The sequence below is a fragment of the Azospirillum sp. P4_B5 genome, assembly GCF_056402275.1.
On record NZ_JBFUHT010000017.1, the window covers coordinates 1 to 16,609 of the forward strand.

Here is a 16,609-nt window from a genome sequence, read left to right on the forward strand (position 1 = left end):
ACGTCCATGACCTGGGCGCGGGTGATGCGCGGCATGAACTCCATGGCGAAGGCGTTCACCCCGGCCGCGGCGTAGGCCGCCACGTGGTCGCGGCTGTTGTAGGGGTTGAGGATGGCGAACAGCAGCGCGCCGCGCTTGATCAGCGCCAGCTCGTCGAGGTCCCCCTCCCCGGCCAGCAGCGGGCGCTGCACCTTCAGCACGATGTCGGCGTCGGCCAGCGCCGAGGCGGCGTCCGGCGCGATCTCCGCGCCGGCGTCCTGATAGACCCGGTCCGGCAGGTTCGAGCCCAGACCGGCCCCGGTCTCCACGACCACTTCCAGGCTGAGGGCTTTGAGTTTCTTGACCGTCTCCGGAGAAGCCGCGACGCGATTCTCCCCCGCGCGCCGTTCCCTGGGTATGGCGATTTTCATGGTTCTTTATCTCCCCTGCCGCAAGTGGCCGATTTGCGTGCAATCAGCCTAGACCGTCGGCATCAATGCCGGATTTATGTGACTTTGTGAAGCTCTTGAGCGTCGATGGTATTACCAGCGGTGATGGGTGCGGCGCAACAGCCCGGAGAGGGTTGGCACGCCCACGTGCAACGGAAAGTGCAAGGTCGCCGCTTTCGCAAGGTCCCGCCATCGGTCTTTCGCATCAGGCGTCGGTCCGAGGCGGCGCTCGTCGCGGTGGGCGTATCCCATTATCCGGGCACACCCGGCCGCGGCCTGTGGCATCCGCACCGACGACGCCGGGAGTCGCTTGCCATCGACGGCGCCCGCCGATATCGTCCGCGCCGGATTCCCCGGAAGCACCCAATTTGAGGTTACCCTTATCATGTCCGACGTCGGCGGCATTGCGGCGGATCGCCTGAAATCCTTCGTGGAGCGCATCGAGCGCCTGGAAGAGGAAAAGCGCGGCCTGCAGGAGGACATCAAGGAAGTCTATGCCGAGGCCAAGGGCACCGGCTTCGACACCAAGATCATCCGCCAGATCATCCGGCTGCGCAAAATGGACAAGGCCGACCGCCAGGAGCAGGAAGCCATCCTGGAACTCTACAAGGAAGCGCTGGGGATGGTGGAGTAACCACCCCCGGCCCCTTCCCCGTTACGCCGCCGCGTCCGTCAGTGCGCCGGCGGCCAGCCGGTCCATCACGTTCCCCAGCAAGGCGAGACCGGCCCCACCGTCGAGCGACAGGATCGACTCGGGGTGGAACTGCACGGCGGCAAGCGGAAGCCGCCGGTGCTCCACGGCCATCACCAGACCGTCGGCGGTCTCCGCGGTCACCGTGAGGTCCGCCGGCAGCCGGTCGCGCCGCGCCACCAGCGAGTGGTAGCGCCCGACCGTCAGCCGCTCCGGCAGGCCTGCGAACAGCGCGCCGCCCAGCACCCGGACCTTCGTCGCCTTGCCGTGGACCGGCTCCGGCAGCACGTCCAGCGCGCCGCCGAACCGCTCCACCATCCCCTGCAAGCCCAGGCAGACGCCGAACACCGGCAGGCCAAGCGCCAGCGCCGCGTCGATGGTCCCCGCCACGTCGAAATCCGCCGGGCGGCCCGGACCGGGGGACAGCACGACCAGATCCGGCCTCTGCTCGGCCAGCGCCGCCCGCGCGTGGCCGTGGCGCAGCGTCGTCACCGAAGCGCCGGTCTGGCGCAGATAGTCGGCCAGCGTGTGGACGAAGCTGTCGTCGTGATCCACCAGCAGCACCCGCCGGCCCCGCCCGCTGCGGGGAGCCGCCGGAACAGCGGGCGCTGCACCCGCCGTCGTCCCGCGGATGGCGTCGCGGAAGGCGGCGGCCTTCAGGCGGCACTCCGCGTCCTCCGCGTCCGGGTCGCTGTCGGACAGCAGGGTCGCCCCGGCCCGCACGTAAGCAACGCCCTCGGCCATGCGGATGGTGCGCAGGGTCAGGCCGGTGTCCATCCCGCCATCGAAGCCCAGCCGCCCGAAGGCCCCGCCGTACCAGCGGCGCGGCGACCGTTCGGTGTCCTCCAGGAACTGCATGGCCCAGCGCTTGGGCGCCCCGGTCACCGTCACCGCCCAGGTGTGGGTGAGGAAGGCGTCCAGCGCGTCCAGGCCGGGCCGCAGCCGCCCCTCCACATGGTCCACCGTGTGGATCAGCCGCGAATACAGCTCGATCATCCGCCGCCCGATCACCCGGACGGAGCCCGGCTCGCACACCCGCGCCTTGTCGTTGCGGTCCACGTCGGTGCACATGGTCAGTTCCGCCGCGTCCTTGGCCGAGGTCAGCAGGCGCAGGATCTGCGAGGCGTCGCCTAGCGCGTCGGTCCCGCGCGCCACGGTGCCGGAGATCGGGCAGGTCTCCACCCGCCCACCGGACACCCGCACATACATTTCCGGGCTGGCGGCGACGAGGAACTCGCCCCGCCCAAGATTGGCAAGGGCCTCGTAGGGTGCCGGGTTGGCGGCGCGCAGTCGCCGGAACACCGCCGAGGGCGCGTCGGCGCAGGGCTCGGCGAAGGTCTGGCCGGGCACCACCTCGAACAGGTCGCCGCGGCGGAAGGCGGCCTTGGCGGTCTCGACGACGCCTTGATACTCACCGGGCGCGTGGTCGCACCCGGCCTCGGCGTTAGTGTCGGGGCGGTAGGGGTGGTCGCGCCCGCCGCGCTCCAGCCCCTCGGTGCTGCCCGCCGCCGTGGCGAACTCGTACTCGACGAGCCGGGCGAGGCCCGTCACCGGGTCCAGAGCGACGAGCCGGTCCGGCAGGTAGAGCACCAGATCGCGCTGGTCGTCGGGCCGCTCCAACCGCTGGCGGATCGGCTCGAACTGGAAGGCGAGGTCGTAGGCGAAAGCCCCGTAGAGCCCGAGCAACGGGTCGTCGGGGGCGGCGAACAGGTCCAGCACCGCGCGCAGGACCGAGAAGACGGAGGGCTGGCGGCTCCGCTCCTCCTCCGGGAAGGGGTGGCGAGGCTTGCGGACCAGGGCGGTGACGCGCGACGGCACCTCCTCCAGCCCGGCCAGCGCCTCCAGGCCGCGCAGAGCCTCGGCGATGGCTGGCAGCAGCACCCGGCCCCGCGCGTTCAGCGCATCGAGGCGCAGCGTCCGCCCGCGCGCCGTGACGGCCAGCGGCGGATCGGTGAAGCCCAGCGCGTGGCGGCGGTAGCGGCCCGGCGCCTCCACCCCGCTGCACAGCAGCAGGCCGCGGCGGCGGTCCAGCGCGTCGATCACAGGATCGAGGGCGTTGCGCGGGTCGAGCGCCGTGGAGCGCCGGGTCACGGTCATGCCCCCGCGCGTCCGGAAACGCAGCGGTTCGAGGAGGTCGGGCGAAGCGAGGAGGTCGGCGGGATACATGGCGGGGTCTCCGGTGGTCGATCCGTTGGCGGACGGACACCCGGAGTTCCCTTGCTCGACACCTGGATTCCCTGGTCAGGGAAAAGGCCGCCCGGAAGCTCCGGGCGGCCTTTCGATGGTGTGTGCGCTCACGCGCGTCGGCTGGCCGGCCCGGTTAGACGGGCCACCACCAACGACGCGACAGGGAGGGCGCAGCGAAAATCATGACACCGAGTTCGCCACAGGGATGCGGGCCTGTCAAGTCCCCTTGCCGAGCCCGGTCGGTCCGGCGGGCGCGTGCCACGCGCGGAGTTCCGTCACCGCCTGCCGCAGCGCCGTCACCGCGGCGAAGAGCACCGTGGCGGCGATGACCACGGCGACCAGATGGTCCGGCCAGCCCTGCCCCATCGTCCAGGCGCCCGCCGCCGCCAGCATCACCGCGGCGTTGGTCAGAACGCCGTTGCGGGCGCACAGCCAGACCGCGCGCAGCGTTAATCCGCCGCGCCGTCCGGCGAACAGCAGGACCGCCACCGACAGGCTCGCCCCCATCCCGAGAAGTGCGACGAGGCTCATCACCGGCGCGTCGGGAACGGTGCCGACGTAGGCGCTCCAGGCGGTGGCGGCCACCAGCCCCAGCCCGAGGACGGTCAGCGCCAGCCCTCTCGCCAGCGTCGCCCAGCCCCGGGCCTCCAGACCCCGCCCCATCATCCACAGGCCGACGCCGTGGGTCATCGCGGTCGCCAGGAAATCCAGCGCGCTCGCCCGCAAGGCCATGGACTGCGTTTCCAGCCCCGCGGCCAGGGCGACGGCGGCCATCAGCCCATTGACGAGCAGGGCCATGCGTAAGGTGCGGCGGTAGTCGGCCGGTCGTCCGCCGCCCCCGCCACTCCCGCAAGAACCGCCACAGCAATTGCCGGCCATCCCGTCACCCTCCACGCGCTCCGTTTCTCATGGAAAGCTAATGTACGCGCTCTGGCCCGTCCATAGGGCAGGCCGTCATTCCGCCCATTCAGGGTCGCTGGTGAAAACGATGGTGAGCCAGCGGTCCGGACCTTCGCCGCCGATGGCCGCACCGACCTCGTCGCGGATCCTGTCCCATTCCTCCAGCGCGCGCGGCGGCCAGCCGCTCGGGACGATGAAGAACAGCTCGATCTGCCGCCCCCGCCCCACCCGCGCGACGTAGGCGCGGTAGGAGGCAAAGCCGTGGCGCCGCACAATGTCCGACGCGACGGCATCGACGTGCCGCTTGAGGTCGGCGGGCGTGACCAGCAGGACGTCGGCCAGCGCCTGCCGCATCGTGCCGACCGGGATCGGGATGACCACCAGACAGACCAGGGCCAGCACCGCCGGGTCGATGTAGGGCGACATCCACTGAAGCCGGGTGCCCTGGATCAGGTACCCGAAGACGAAGGCGACGAGCAGGGCCGCGGTGAGCGCTGCCGCCATGATCCAGGCCTTCGCGTCGAGCGCCAGGAAGTCGGAGCGAACCGTCCGGTTCGCCCGCGTCGCGAAGACCGCCATGCCGGCCGCCACGACAACGGTCACCGCCGTGTAGACGATCGCGTGGTCGAAGGCGAGGTCGCGGCCCCCCGTCATCAAACTGCCCACGGCGTTGATGAGCGCGTAGATCGCCGCCCCCATCAGCAGGGTGGCGTTCAGCCCGAGGACCATCGGTTCGAGATGCCAGAAGCCCATGGTGAAGCGTTCGGCCAGTTTGCCGCGGCGCGGGCCGGCGCTGGTCGAGGCGGCGATCAGGTTGGACACCAGCAGCGTCACCATCGTCATGCTGGCGTCCACCAGCGAATAGATGCCGTCGAAGACGATGGCGAAGGAGCCCGACAGCAGGCCGAACAGGATGCCGGCGCCCGCCAGCAGCACCGTGACGGCGATGGACAGGCGAAGAACCTTCTGCTCGGTGGTCATGCGCGCGCTCCCTTCCCCGTCCACACGTCACTCAGCGTCAGCCATTCATGCATAGCGGCCCCGACGAGGCGGCAAAACCGATTTTGCGATCCCGGCCGTCACGCCCTTGCCGGAACCGCCGGCCGCTCCACGCTCATTCCGAATCGGCCCCCGCCGATTCGCCAACCCCAAAATTGGGAGGGTGGACATGACCGTCGTTGCCGAGGTTCTGAACCGCAAAGGCCATAACGTCGCATCGATTCTGCCGTCCGAATCCATCCGGACCGCCGCCCGCACGCTGACCGACCGGCGCATCGGCGCCCTGGTGGTGTGCGACCGCCGTGGCCGGCTGGCCGGCATCCTGTCGGAGCGCGACATCGTCCGCGCCGTGGCGATGCATGGCGCCGACGCGCTGGACATGCCGGTGGAGGATCTGATGACCCGTCAGGTCAAGACCTGCCGGCCGGAGGACACGATCAAGGACCTGATGCAGATGATGACCCTGCGCCGGCACCGCCATGTGCCGGTGTGCAACGAGGCGGGCGACCTCGCCGGTGTGATTTCCATCGGCGACGCCGTGAAGGCCCGCCTGGACGAGCAGGCCCACGAGGTGGCTGTCCTGAAGGATCTCGCATTGGTCCGCTAGAGGCACCCCGGACCTTGATCAAGTTCCCGGACGGGGGAGCCGAAGACCAAGCGCACTCCATGAGGCGAAATGGCTCCCCCGGTCGTGCGCTGATTGGCGCTAACACGTCTCCGCGCCCTGAAATCCCAGGGCGGCGTTCGGATATTCGGTAACGCTTCGTTCCCGAACCTTCGGACCCGACATGCCACGCCGCTACCCGACCCACCTGAAGATCCTGGTCGTCGAGAACAACCCGCTGCTGCTGCGGGCCCTGCGGGATATGCTGGAACATTGGGGGGTCGGGCAAGTCGCCTCCGCCGCCAACGGGCAGGAGGCCATGGAACTGCTCCGCCGCGAGCCCTACGACCTGATGGTCACCGACTGGGTAATGGAACCGGTGGGCGGCGGGCAACTCGTCCGCTGGGTGCGCGGTTCGGCCAGTTGCCTCAGCCCCGACCTGCCGATCATCGTGCTGACCGCCAACGCCGACGTCGCCACCGTGCGCGCCGCCTGGGACGCCGGGGCGGACACCGTCCTCGCCAAGCCGGCCTCCGCCAGCACCATCGCCCGGCGGATCGAAACCGTGCTGAACAACCCGCGCCGGGGCGGCCGCTCCCAGAGCGAGGCGGCCACGGCGAAGGCGACGAACAACAACGCGCCGCCACATTCCCGCCCGGCGCCGGCCCGCCCGGCGATTTCTGCCGGTCCCGCCCCCCTCCGTCTGCCGCCCCCGCCGCCGCGCCTGCCCGGCCCGTCCACAACGGGAACGGGGCCGCTGCGCTCGACCGACCCGAAGATGGTCCGTCTGGTGCTGGCGCTCGACCGGCTGGAGAAGGCGCTGGCCTGCCCCGACGCGCTGGGCACGCGGCTGCGGCACGCGGTGTCCGACCTGCAACTGGCCGCCACCGGCAACGCCGCGGCCACCGCCATCGTCGCCTCGCTGTCCACCTGCATTACCTGGGTGGAGCATGACGGGGAGAGCTTCCAGGAAGCGGTGCAGGCCCACATGGACGCCCTTCGCTGGACCATCAGCATCGGCGGCGGGGCGGACTCCTCCGCCGCTCTGCGGGTGATGATCGGCGCCCTGCGCGCGATGGTGCGCAGCCTCAGCCTGCGCGACGGCAACGGCCCCAACCTGTGGCCGGATGGCGCCTTCGGCGCGCCCGATCACGGGGGCGAGGCCGGTCGATCTCCCGGTCATTCTCCCCTGCCGCCCGCCTGAAGACTTCCCATATCGGGTAAAGAGCCCCCACCCTAACCCTCCCCCGCTAACGCAGGGGAGGGGACTGCCGCCGCTTCGCAGAAGGCACCCTCCCCTGCGAAAGCTCTCGCGCAAACCAACGGTTTGCGCTGACGCGGCAAGCGGACCATAGGTCCGCTGAGAGCGGGGGAGGGCCGGGGTGGGGGGCAGGGTTCCGGCACCCATGGACGCGAGCGGGAATGTCCCGCCGGAGGGCGATTCCCGCCCGTCCGTTTCACAGCGCTGCGAATGCCGGACCGTTCCTTGCTTTTTGCAGAAGGAGGCCCGGCGCCGGTTGCCGAATAAGACAGCCTTCGTTACCTTTTTGCCTAGCGAACAAACACAAGAAGCGGCGCGGCGAACGCGCCCCGAACAGCGCTTTTCAGGGCGCCATGAAGGGGATGGAACAATGGCTCTCGCAACCGTGACTCTGGACGACAAGTACGCGCTTGAGCAAGGCCGCGTGTACCTGACGGGAACCCAGGCGCTGGTGCGCCTTCCGATGATGCAGCGCCAGCGCGATCTTGCCGCCGGGCTGAACACCGCCTGCTTCATTTCGGGCTACCGCGGATCGCCATTGGGCGGCTTCGACCAGAATTTGTGGAACGCGCGCAAGTTCCTGGAGAAGAACCACATCCAGTTCCAGCCCGGCGTGAACGAGGAACTGGGCGCCACCGCGGTCTGGGGCAGTCAGCAGGTCGGCATGTTCCCCGGCGCCAAGTACGACGGCGTCTATTCCATGTGGTACGGCAAGGGGCCGGGCGTGGACCGCTCGGGCGACGTGTTCAAGCACGCCAACGCCGCCGGCACGTCGCGCAACGGCGGCGTGCTGGTGCTGACCGGCGACGACCACAACGCCAAGTCCTCCACCTTCCCGCACCAGTCCGAACACGCCTTCATGCACGCGATGATCCCGGTGCTGAACCCGTCGGGCGTGCAGGAGATCCTGGATTACGGGCTGATCGGCTGGGCGATGAGCCGCTGGTCCGGATGCTGGATCGCCATGAAGACGATCGCCGAGACGGTTGACACCTCGGCGTCGGTTTACATCGATCCCCACCGCGTCAGCCCGATCGTCCCCGCCGATTTCCCGATGCCGCCGGGCGGCCTGAACATCCGCTGGCCCGACCCGCCGCTGGAGCAGGAATACCGGCTGATGAAGCACAAGCTGTACGCCGCCCTGGCGTTCGCACGTGCCAACCGGCTGGACAAGGTGATGGTTTCCTCCCCCCGCCCGCGCTTCGGCATCGTCACCACCGGCAAGAGCTATCTGGACGTCCGGCAGGCCTTCGACGAGCTGGGCATCACCGAGGAGATGGCCGCCGACTGGGGGCTGACCGTCTACAAGGTCGGCATGCCCTGGCCGCTGGAGCGCGACGGCGTGCGCCACTTCGCCGAGGGGCTCGACGAGATCGTCGTGGTCGAGGAGAAGCGCGCGGTCATCGAAAACCAGCTCAAGGAGCAGCTCTACAACTGGCACCCCGACGTTCGCCCGAAGGTGGTCGGCAAGTTCGACGAGCACGGCGAGTGGATTCTCCCCTCCGCCGGCGAACTCTCCCCGGCCCAAATCGCCGTGGTCATCGGGCGCCGGCTGGAGCGCTTCGTCGACAACGAGAACCTTAAGCGCCGCGTCGCCTTCCTGGATGCGCAGGAGAAGCAGAAGGCCCATCAGGCCCGCGTCATCCGCAAGCCGACCTTCTGCTCCGGCTGCCCGCACAACACCTCCACCCATGTGCCGGAGGGCAGCCGGGCGCTGGGCGGCATCGGCTGCCACTACATGGCGACGTGGCTGGACCGCAAGACCGACACCTTCACCCAGATGGGGGGCGAGGGCGTGCCCTGGGTCGGCCAGGCGCCCTTCACCGAGGAGAAGCACATCTTCGCCAACCTCGGCGACGGCACCTACTACCACTCCGGCATCCTGGCGATCCGGCAGGCCATCGCGGCGAAGGCCAACATCACCTACAAGATCCTGTTCAACGACGCCGTGGCGATGACCGGCGGCCAGCCGGTGGACGGCACGCTGACCGTGCAGTCGCTCGCCAGCCAGCTCCGCGCCGAGGGCGTGGGCCGCATCGTCGTCGTCTCCGACGAGCCGGAGAAGTACGGCATCGGCGACGGCCTGCCCCAGTACACCAGCGTCGAGCACCGCGACGACCTGGAGCGCGTGCAGAAGGAGATGCGCGAGGTTTCCGGCGTCACCGCCCTGATCTACGACCAGACCTGCGCCACCGAGAAGCGCCGCCGCCGCAAGCGCGGCAAGATGGTCGACCCGGCCAAGCGCGTGATCATCAACGAACTGGTCTGCGAGGGCTGCGGCGACTGTTCCGTGAAATCCTCCTGCGTGTCGGTGGTGCCGCTGGAGACGGAGTTCGGGCGCAAGCGCCAGATCGACCAGTCGAGCTGCAACAAGGATTATTCCTGCACCAAGGGCTTCTGCCCCAGCTTCGTGACAGTGGAGGGTGGCCAACTCCGCAAGCCCAAGCCGGTCGAAGCGAAGACGGGCGCCGCCAAGGCCGGCGCCGACCCGTCAGACCTGCGCACCCCCACCCTGCCCGCGCTCGACCGGCCCTGGGGCATCTACGTCACCGGCGTCGGCGGCACCGGCGTGGTGACCATCGGCGCCCTGCTCGGCATGGCCGCCCACATCGAGGGCAAGGGCGTCGGCGTGCTGGACATGACCGGCCTCGCCCAGAAGGGTGGTGCTGTGACCAGCCACATCCGCATCGCCGCCACGCCGGAGGACATCCATTCCGTCCGCATTGCGGCGGGCGGGGCTGACGCGGTCGTGGGCTGCGACCTGATCGTCGCCGGGGCGGGCGATGCCCTGTCGAAGATGGCGCACGGCCACACCCGCGCGGTCATCAACACCCACGACACCATCACCGTGGACTTCCTGAAGAAGCCGGATTTCACGGTGCCGGTCCGCGATCTGGTGGCCGACATCCGCAAAGCCTGCGGCGAGGGGGCGGTGAACGCCTTCGACGCGACCAAGCTGGCGACCGCGCTGATGGGCGACAGCATCGCCACCAACCCCTTCCTGATGGGCTACGCGTGGCAGAAGGGGCTGATCCCGATCACCGCCGACGCCATCCTGAAGGCCATCGAGCTGAACGGCGTGGCGGTGAAGATGAACACCGACGCCTTCAACTGGGGCCGCCGCGCCGCCGTCGATCTGGCCGCGGTGGAGGCCGCCGCCAACCCGCCGCAGGAGCAGGCCGCAGCCCACGACCTGTTCATCCTCGACCAGCGCCGCCCCTCGTCCAGCTTGGACGAGGCCATCGCCCGCCGCACCGCCTTCCTGACCGACTATCAGGATGCGGCCTACGCCAGCCGCTACCACGCGCTGGTCGACTGGACGCGGCGCGTCGAGGGGCAGAAGATCCCCGGCTCCACCGCCCTGACCGAGGCCGTGGCCAAGGGCTACTTCAAGCTGCTCGCCTACAAGGACGAGTATGAGGTGGCCCGGCTCTACACCGACACCGGCTTCGTCGAGCAGGTCGGGCGGATGTTCGAGGGCGACTACAAGCTGGTCTTCCACATGGCCCCGCCGGTGATGGGCGAGACCAGCGAGGACGGCGGCGAGCCGAAGAAGAAGCGCTTCGGCCCGTGGATGCTGAAGGCCCTGCGCCTCCTCGCCAGGGGGAAGCGCCTGCGCGGCAGCCCGCTGGACCCGTTCGGCTGGCTGGCCGAGCGCCGCATGGAACGCCGCCTGATCGCGGACTACGAGGCCATCATGGGCGAAATCCTGCACGGCCTGACCCGCGACAACCACGCCACCGCGGTGGAGATCGCCCGCCTGCCGCAGGAGATGCGCGGCTACGGCCCGGTGAAGGCCCGCAACGTCGAGGCGGCCAAGGCAAAGGAGGCCGCCCTGCTCGACGGCTTCCGCCAACCCGCGGCCCCGCAGCCGATGGCGGCGGAGTGACCGCAAGGTTTGGGACCGCAAGGTTTGGGGCCAAAGCGACCGGGTGCGGGGGGCTTGCCTCCCGCACCCTCAGCGCGGCTGCAGGACGCCGATCTCCGCCAGGGCGGCACGGTTGCGGGTGACGGCGGCGGCGAGATTACGCAGATGCTGCTGCTGAAGGGCCGGATTGGCGAAGGTGCGCAGATAGCCCTTCAGCACATGCTCCCCGAAGTTCAGCGCGAGGTCGGCGTCCAGGTGATGCCCCTTCCGCGATGTGGCGTGGACGACCATCACCGGATGCCCGTCGAGGAAGAAGCCATGGCGGTTCCGCGGGTCCGGCATTGTCACGTCGGCCAGAGGCGCGTCATAGACCTGCCACAGGCGCGCGTCGAGCACCTCCACGCAGGCGGGATCGGGATGGACCAGCGCGTTCAGCACATTCTGTTCCCACAGCGCGTGCTGCGCGACGCTGCGGCAGGTTACCGCCCATTGCGCCAGCAACCCGCGCGACACCCACAGCATCAGCGCCGACATCAGATAAGGCGAGACCGGATCGATTCCGCGGTCCCGCAGCAGGCGTTCCGCCGGCGTGACGTAATGGCCGCCGCTGTGCAGTTCGTCCATCATCCCGCCGAAGGTCATGCGGTCCACCGTGTCGGTGGTGGCGAGCGCCTTGCCGGAGCGCCGGAGGTCATCCGCCAGCCGCTCGGCCATGGCGAGGTCGAGGGCTCCCACCATCATGTCGGCGTCCAGCCACAGCAGGCTGCCCCACGCCTCGCCCGCGCAATATTCCGACAGGTGCCCCTTGCACAGATAGGGATGCGCGTCCGCCGGCAGGATCTTCGGGCGGTCGAGCAGCAGGCCGGCGGCACGCAGGTACGCGCGCTGCCCGTCGGTCAGACCGAAATCGCAGACGCGCACCTGCTCCAGCGGAAAACGCCCCGTCAGCCCTTCCAGAAAGGCCAGCGTGGTGATGAAATAGCGCGCGTTGGCGCCGGTCACGCACAGTGTGTTCATGGTCGATCCTGCAAGGGGTCCTTCAGCGCCGCCAGATCACGGCGCAGCCGCTCCACCGGTTCCGCCCAGTCGCCGAACAGGGATTGGCGATAGAGGCGCGCGGTCGGGTACCAAGGGGAATCCGTCCTTCCGCACATCCAACGCCACTCCGCCCCCTGGTCGAGCAGCACCGCCACCGGTTTCCCCAGCGCCCCGGCAAGGTGGGCCACGGCCGTGCAGGGGCTGATCACGATGTCCAGCGCCTGGATCGCCGCGGCGGTGTCCGCGAAATCGCGAAGCTCCGTCCCAAGGTCGAGGAACGGGCCGAGCGGGGTGTGGCGCTCAAGGTCCGCGCGCCCGTTGGCGACCTGGAGCAGGACCGCCGTCACGCCGGGAACGCCGGTCAGCGGCAGGACCGCCTCCAGTCCCGGCGAGCGCTGGCGATGGTAGGGAAAGGCGACCGAACCGTGCCAGACCAGACCGGCCTTCACCCCCCGCAGGTCGGCCAGACGATCCGCCCAACGCCGCGCCGCCGCGTCGGGCGCCCGCAGATAGGGAACGGCGGCGGGCACATTGTCCAGATCGGTGCCCATGCAATGGATCAGGCTCATGATGGGGATTTGGACATCGTGGGCCGGTGGCGGTCCGTCGAGGCCGGACAGGTCGTCCGCCAGATCCGACGCGCGGAACAGGTCGAGCAGCCCCTCCGGCCCGTGGAAGACCACGCGCATCCCCTGGGCTCGCAGCAGCGGGGCGTAGCGGATGAACTGGATGGCGTCGCCATAACCGCGGTCGGCGTGGATCAGCAGCGTTTTGCCCGGCCGAACCCGACCGTCCCAGACCGGCCGGGTGTAGGATCGCGACGGCAGGAAAGCGGGCAGGCTCAGCCGCGCCTCATAGTCCGCCGCTCCGTCGCGCAGGTGACCGGCGAGCATTCGCAGCGTCCCGCGCCCCGCCCGCGCCGCATCCATCCCCGGCGACAGGCGCAAGGCGCGGTCGAAGGCGGCCTCGGCAAGGACGACCGCATGCCGTCCCAGCCCGGCGAAGCCCAGGTTGGCCCAGTGCTCGGCCGTGGACGGGTCGAGCGCGACGGCCCGGCGCAGCTCCTCGCGCGCCTCGTCCTGCCGCCACGCCGCCAGCAGCGCCGCCCCCGCCGCACCCCAGGCGGCGGCGGTGCCGCGCAGCACCGCCAGCCGGGCCAAGGCGTCGGCCGCCGCGTCCAGCCGCTCCGCCTTGCCCAGCGCCTCCGCCAGATTGTTCAGGCTGCGGGCGTGGCCGGGGGCCAGCGCCAGCGCCAGCCGGTAGAGCGCCGCCGCCGCGGCGACATCCCCCATGCCCAGCCGCAGGTCACCGAGGTCGCAGGCGAGATCGGCCGACAGCACGCCGCGACGCACGGCACAGGCCAGCAAGGCCGCCGCCCGGTCCGTCCGCCCCTGGCGCTTCAGGCATTCCGCCTGGCTGCGCGAATAGTTGGGGTTCTCCGGCGCACACGCGGAGGCCCGGCGGAAGCGCGCCTCGCCTCCCGCAGGATCGCCAGCGGAGACGGCCAGCACGCCCAGGATGTTCCAGGCTTCGCCGTGGCCGGGGACCAGCGCCAGCGCGCGGACGATCCTGCGCTTCGCCCCCACCCGGTCGCCCCGCTGAAGGGCGGCGGCGCCCGCGCGGAGGAAGTCCATCGCGTTGGTCACGCGACCTCCTGGGATGACGATCGGATCCGGATCATGGCAGGTCCAGCGCGTTCAGGGCCTCCGCCCAGACCTCGGCGGCGCGGATGGGATGCAGGTGGTGATCGCCGGGATTCGGGCTGCGGAACGCCTCGGCGACCAGCCCGCTCTCCGGGTCGGCGATGCGCGGCGTGATGTCGACGAAGGGCAGCCCGCGCGCCTCCGCCTCGTCCCGCAGGCGGGCGTTGTAGCGGTGGGTCAGATCGGTGCGCTGACGCAGCGTGGCGGTGACCTCGTGCCGGGCGCGCGCGACCTTGCCCCGGGTCTCGCCGTCGCGAATGGTCGGCAACACCGCCCCGGTCAGCACCAGCGTGGGATAGCCGCCCTCCAGCAGATCGTCCACGAAGGCGGCGCAGGCGGACACCGAGTCCTCCAACTGCCGCTCGACGCAGTCGCCATGCCTCTGCGCCCGCCACCAGATGACGAAGCCGCAATCGACCTCGCCGAGCTGGATCACTGGAATGGCGTTTGGATCGGCGGGCAGCAGCGCGTCCTTGAAGAGAGTGACCGCGTGCGTCTGGCTTTCCGGGTTGCGCAGGCCGATCGAGGTCGCCCCGGGAACCGGCAGACAGCGCGCCGGACGATTGAGCAGACGCATCGTCGCGGCGATCTCGAAGGATTGCACGTGGCTGTCGCCGATGAAGAACCAGTCCCGCATGCCCTATGACCCACGCCACCACCGGCGCATTGTGGAGCGGCGGCGGGGTGGGAGTAAACCGGGAAACGAAAAGTGGGAAGCCTATTTCAACTCATTGACTTCAGAAGCCACACCGTCTTTTGGCGGGAAGCGCGAAGGGCGGCCGCCGCCCCTCGCAAAAGATTCCGCTTCCCCGCCTCAGCTGTCCTTCGGCTTGTGCGTGTCGCTGATCGGCTGGACGCCGGCGGGCGGCTGGTCCTGCTGTTGCTGCTGGGGCTGCTGCTCCTGCTGCGGCTGGGGCGACTGGTCCTGCTGTTGCGGCTCGGGGCGGCGCGGGCCGGCCTTGACGTCGTTGTAGACGGCCTCGGCGACGCGCAGCAGGTCCTCCTTGGACATCCGCCCGGCCAGCGCGTAGGCCAGCGGGCCTTCCACCCAGTAGATGGTCGCCACGTCGCCGTTCTGCGAGAAGCCGAACTTCGCCGGGTTGCCGGAGCGCGGGGCGCCGACGAACAGGGTGACGCGCTTGTTCGCCTCGTTCACGTACATGTACTGGGCGCCCGCCCCCAGTTCGGTGGGCAGCGACCGGCCGCCGATCAGGCGCAGGCCGACCTTGCCGAGGTCCGGGCCGAAGACGTCGCGCCCGACGCGCTTGGACAGCCAGCTGTTCAGCTCATCCTGGTTGTCGGCGCCAAGCTCGACCTGGAAGCGCTCGTCGGAGGTGTAGAAGCGGTGGGCCTGGGTGGCCTCCTCGGCGAAGGTCTGGAGGGTCTGGCGCTGCTGGACGACCGGCGACTGGTCCACCGCGCCGCGGCCCAGCCAGCCGCCGCCGGCACCGCCGACGATCAGCATCACCGCCGCGGCCATGCGCACCCAGGAGCGGGCGTGCCAGGGGCCGGCGTTGTCGTTGCCGGGCATGCGCCCGCGCAGCTTGCCCGTCAGTTCCTCGACCGGGCCGCTGGCCGGCTCGCGCAGCACGGGGTCGAAGAGTTCGTGCAGCAGCGCGGCCTGGGCGCGGTAATCCTCCGCCCGGCGGGCGGCATCCGGGTCGTCGGCCAGCCATCGCTCCACGAAGAGCCGGCGTTCCGGAGCCAGTTGCCCATCCACGTAGGCATGCAGTTCGTCGTCCGTTACGCAATGCGCGTTCATCACTTCACCCGCCTGAGAGCCACCGAGCCCTCGTTCGCCAGCTTCGCCCTGACCGCCTCGCGCGCCCGCGAGAGGCGCGACATGACGGTCCCGATCGGCACGCCGAGCGTCTCGGCGACCTCCTCGTATTTCAGGCCCTCCAGCGCGACGAGGAGCAGCACCTTGCGCTGTTCCTCCGGCAGGTCGTCGAGCGCGCGCATCATCTCGCGCAACTCCACACGTTCCTCCTGCCGGGCCGGCGTCACCAGCTTCGACTCGACGCTGTCCACATTGACCTCGTCGGGCCGCGACGCTTTGGAGCGGACCTGATTGACATGGACGTTGTGCAGGATGGTGAAAAGCCACGCCCGCAGGTTCGTCCCCGCCTTGAAGGTGTCGGCGCGCGCCACCGCGCGCGTCAACGCCTCCTGCACCAGATCCTCGGCATCCGAACGGTTGCGCAGCAACGCGCGCGCGTAGCGGCGCAGCGACGCAATGTGGACTTCCAGCTCGACCCCGAACGTGCTCAACCGCGCACCCGATTGTTGCCTCGAAGGCTCCATGGACCGCCGGGTGGCGGATCATGGCACTCCTTCAGGTAGGAACGGGCGGCGCGGCCTCCCAGGGCCGAGCCCCATTCAGGACCCGGTACGCCAGGATGAACGCCCCCCGCTCATCGTTTATTCCAGACTTTGATGCCCGTGCAGCAAAAATTCGGCGGAAAGGTGGCGGGGCCGAAAACTGCCCCCTCGGGGCGCCGCCTTGTGGCAAATCGCCGCTGCGCGCGGATAAGCCCCCGGTTCGGGCACGCGGCTTGGCACAATCCACCGCACTGCGTCATAAGGGCGGGGCCATGGCACGCCATCACGACACCATCGAGATCCTGGTCACCGCCCGCCATCTGGAGGCCCAGGGCATCCGCCCGACCGCGCGCATGGTGCGGCTGGCGCTGGGGGGCGGCAGCAACGCGGCCATCGCCCAGGCGCTGGCCATGGAGGAGCTGACCCCTTTGGAAGACCTGATCCGGCGGCGGCGCGACCAGCTCGATCTCGACATCGCCAACGCCCGCCGCGCCCTGGCCGAGCTGGAAGCCGAACAGGCTCGGCTGGACGAGCTGGACGACTCCCTGGCCGCGCTGGACAAGGCTTAGCCGCAAAAAGAAAACCCCTCCCCCGGGCAGTGCCGGGGA

13 protein-coding genes and 1 pseudogene are annotated in these 16,609 nt (G+C 69.9%); 5 read left to right on the forward strand and 9 right to left on the reverse strand.

Features of this window, described 5'->3' with window-relative positions; translation table 11 throughout:
- Positions 1–410: Rossmann-fold NAD(P)-binding domain-containing protein (locus AC1DVI_RS14665; RefSeq protein ID WP_476958569.1), on the reverse strand; the 410-nt coding region annotated here is incomplete at its 3' end.
- A 403-nt stretch (positions 411–813) separates the two neighbouring features.
- On the opposite strand from AC1DVI_RS14665, the gene AC1DVI_RS14670 reads away from it, so the two are divergent.
- The gene (locus AC1DVI_RS14670) at positions 814–1,062 is read left to right on the forward strand and encodes a DUF2312 domain-containing protein (RefSeq protein ID WP_012973951.1); all 249 of its coding nucleotides are present in this window, start codon (positions 814–816) and stop codon (positions 1,060–1,062) included.
- Between the two features lie 21 nt (positions 1,063–1,083).
- On the opposite strand, the gene AC1DVI_RS14675 is transcribed toward AC1DVI_RS14670, so the two are convergent.
- The 3 genes from AC1DVI_RS14675 to AC1DVI_RS14685 all read right to left on the reverse strand — a co-directional run bounded on the left by AC1DVI_RS14675 (position 1,084) and on the right by AC1DVI_RS14685 (position 5,187).
- Entirely contained in the window at positions 1,084–3,285 is a 2,202-nt protein-coding gene (locus tag AC1DVI_RS14675; protein WP_476958570.1) for an anthranilate synthase, read from the reverse strand.
- A 237-nt stretch (positions 3,286–3,522) separates the two neighbouring features.
- On the reverse strand, positions 3,523–4,104 hold the full coding sequence (locus AC1DVI_RS14680) for a cation efflux transmembrane domain-containing protein (RefSeq protein WP_476958571.1): 582 nt from the start codon (positions 4,102–4,104) through the stop codon (positions 3,523–3,525).
- Positions 4,105–4,260: 156 nt separating this feature from the next.
- Positions 4,261–5,187 carry a cation diffusion facilitator family transporter gene (locus AC1DVI_RS14685; RefSeq protein WP_476958572.1) on the reverse strand — a complete coding sequence of 309 codons (927 nt, stop codon included), beginning with the start codon at positions 5,185–5,187 and terminating at the stop codon, positions 4,261–4,263.
- Between the two features lie 187 nt (positions 5,188–5,374).
- Between AC1DVI_RS14685 and AC1DVI_RS14690 the strand changes: the two genes are divergently transcribed.
- The 3 genes and pseudogenes from AC1DVI_RS14690 to AC1DVI_RS14700 all read left to right on the forward strand — a co-directional run.
- Positions 5,375–5,812, forward strand: coding sequence for a CBS domain-containing protein (locus AC1DVI_RS14690; RefSeq protein WP_476958573.1), 438 nt, complete (start codon positions 5,375–5,377; stop codon positions 5,810–5,812).
- 181 nt (positions 5,813–5,993) lie between these two features.
- Positions 5,994–7,013, forward strand: a complete 1,020-nt coding sequence (locus AC1DVI_RS14695) for a response regulator (protein ID WP_476958574.1) — start codon at positions 5,994–5,996, stop codon at positions 7,011–7,013.
- Positions 7,014–7,437: 424 nt separating this feature from the next.
- Positions 7,438–10,959: pseudogene (locus AC1DVI_RS14700) on the forward strand (indolepyruvate ferredoxin oxidoreductase family protein); the annotation flags it as partial.
- A 69-nt stretch (positions 10,960–11,028) separates the two neighbouring features.
- Here AC1DVI_RS14700 and AC1DVI_RS14705 read toward each other — a convergent pair.
- The 5 genes from AC1DVI_RS14705 to AC1DVI_RS14725 form a co-directional block, all read right to left on the reverse strand.
- Entirely contained in the window at positions 11,029–11,955 is a 927-nt protein-coding gene (locus AC1DVI_RS14705; protein ID WP_476958575.1) for a hypothetical protein, read from the reverse strand.
- Positions 11,952–13,622 carry a tetratricopeptide repeat protein gene (locus AC1DVI_RS14710; RefSeq protein ID WP_476958576.1) on the reverse strand — a complete coding sequence of 557 codons (1,671 nt, stop codon included), beginning with the start codon at positions 13,620–13,622 and terminating at the stop codon, positions 11,952–11,954. Before AC1DVI_RS14710 ends, AC1DVI_RS14705 begins: the two co-directional genes overlap by 4 nt.
- A 31-nt stretch (positions 13,623–13,653) precedes the next feature.
- Positions 13,654–14,316 (reverse strand): hypothetical protein, encoded by a 663-nt coding sequence (locus tag AC1DVI_RS14715; protein ID WP_476958577.1) that lies wholly within the window; start codon positions 14,314–14,316, stop codon positions 13,654–13,656.
- A 177-nt stretch (positions 14,317–14,493) separates the two neighbouring features.
- Entirely contained in the window at positions 14,494–15,441 is a 948-nt protein-coding gene (locus AC1DVI_RS14720; RefSeq protein WP_476958578.1) for an anti-sigma factor family protein, read from the reverse strand.
- The gene (locus AC1DVI_RS14725) at positions 15,441–15,950 is read right to left on the reverse strand and encodes a sigma-70 family RNA polymerase sigma factor (protein ID WP_476958579.1); all 510 of its coding nucleotides are present in this window, start codon (positions 15,948–15,950) and stop codon (positions 15,441–15,443) included. Before AC1DVI_RS14725 ends, AC1DVI_RS14720 begins: the two co-directional genes overlap by 1 nt.
- 323 nt (positions 15,951–16,273) lie before the next feature.
- Here AC1DVI_RS14725 and AC1DVI_RS14730 point away from each other — a divergent pair, with 323 nt between their 5' ends.
- A complete protein-coding gene (locus AC1DVI_RS14730) occupies positions 16,274–16,570 on the forward strand; it encodes a hypothetical protein (protein ID WP_476958580.1) in 297 nt (98 codons plus the stop codon).
- Positions 16,571–16,609: the final 39 nt, after the last annotated feature.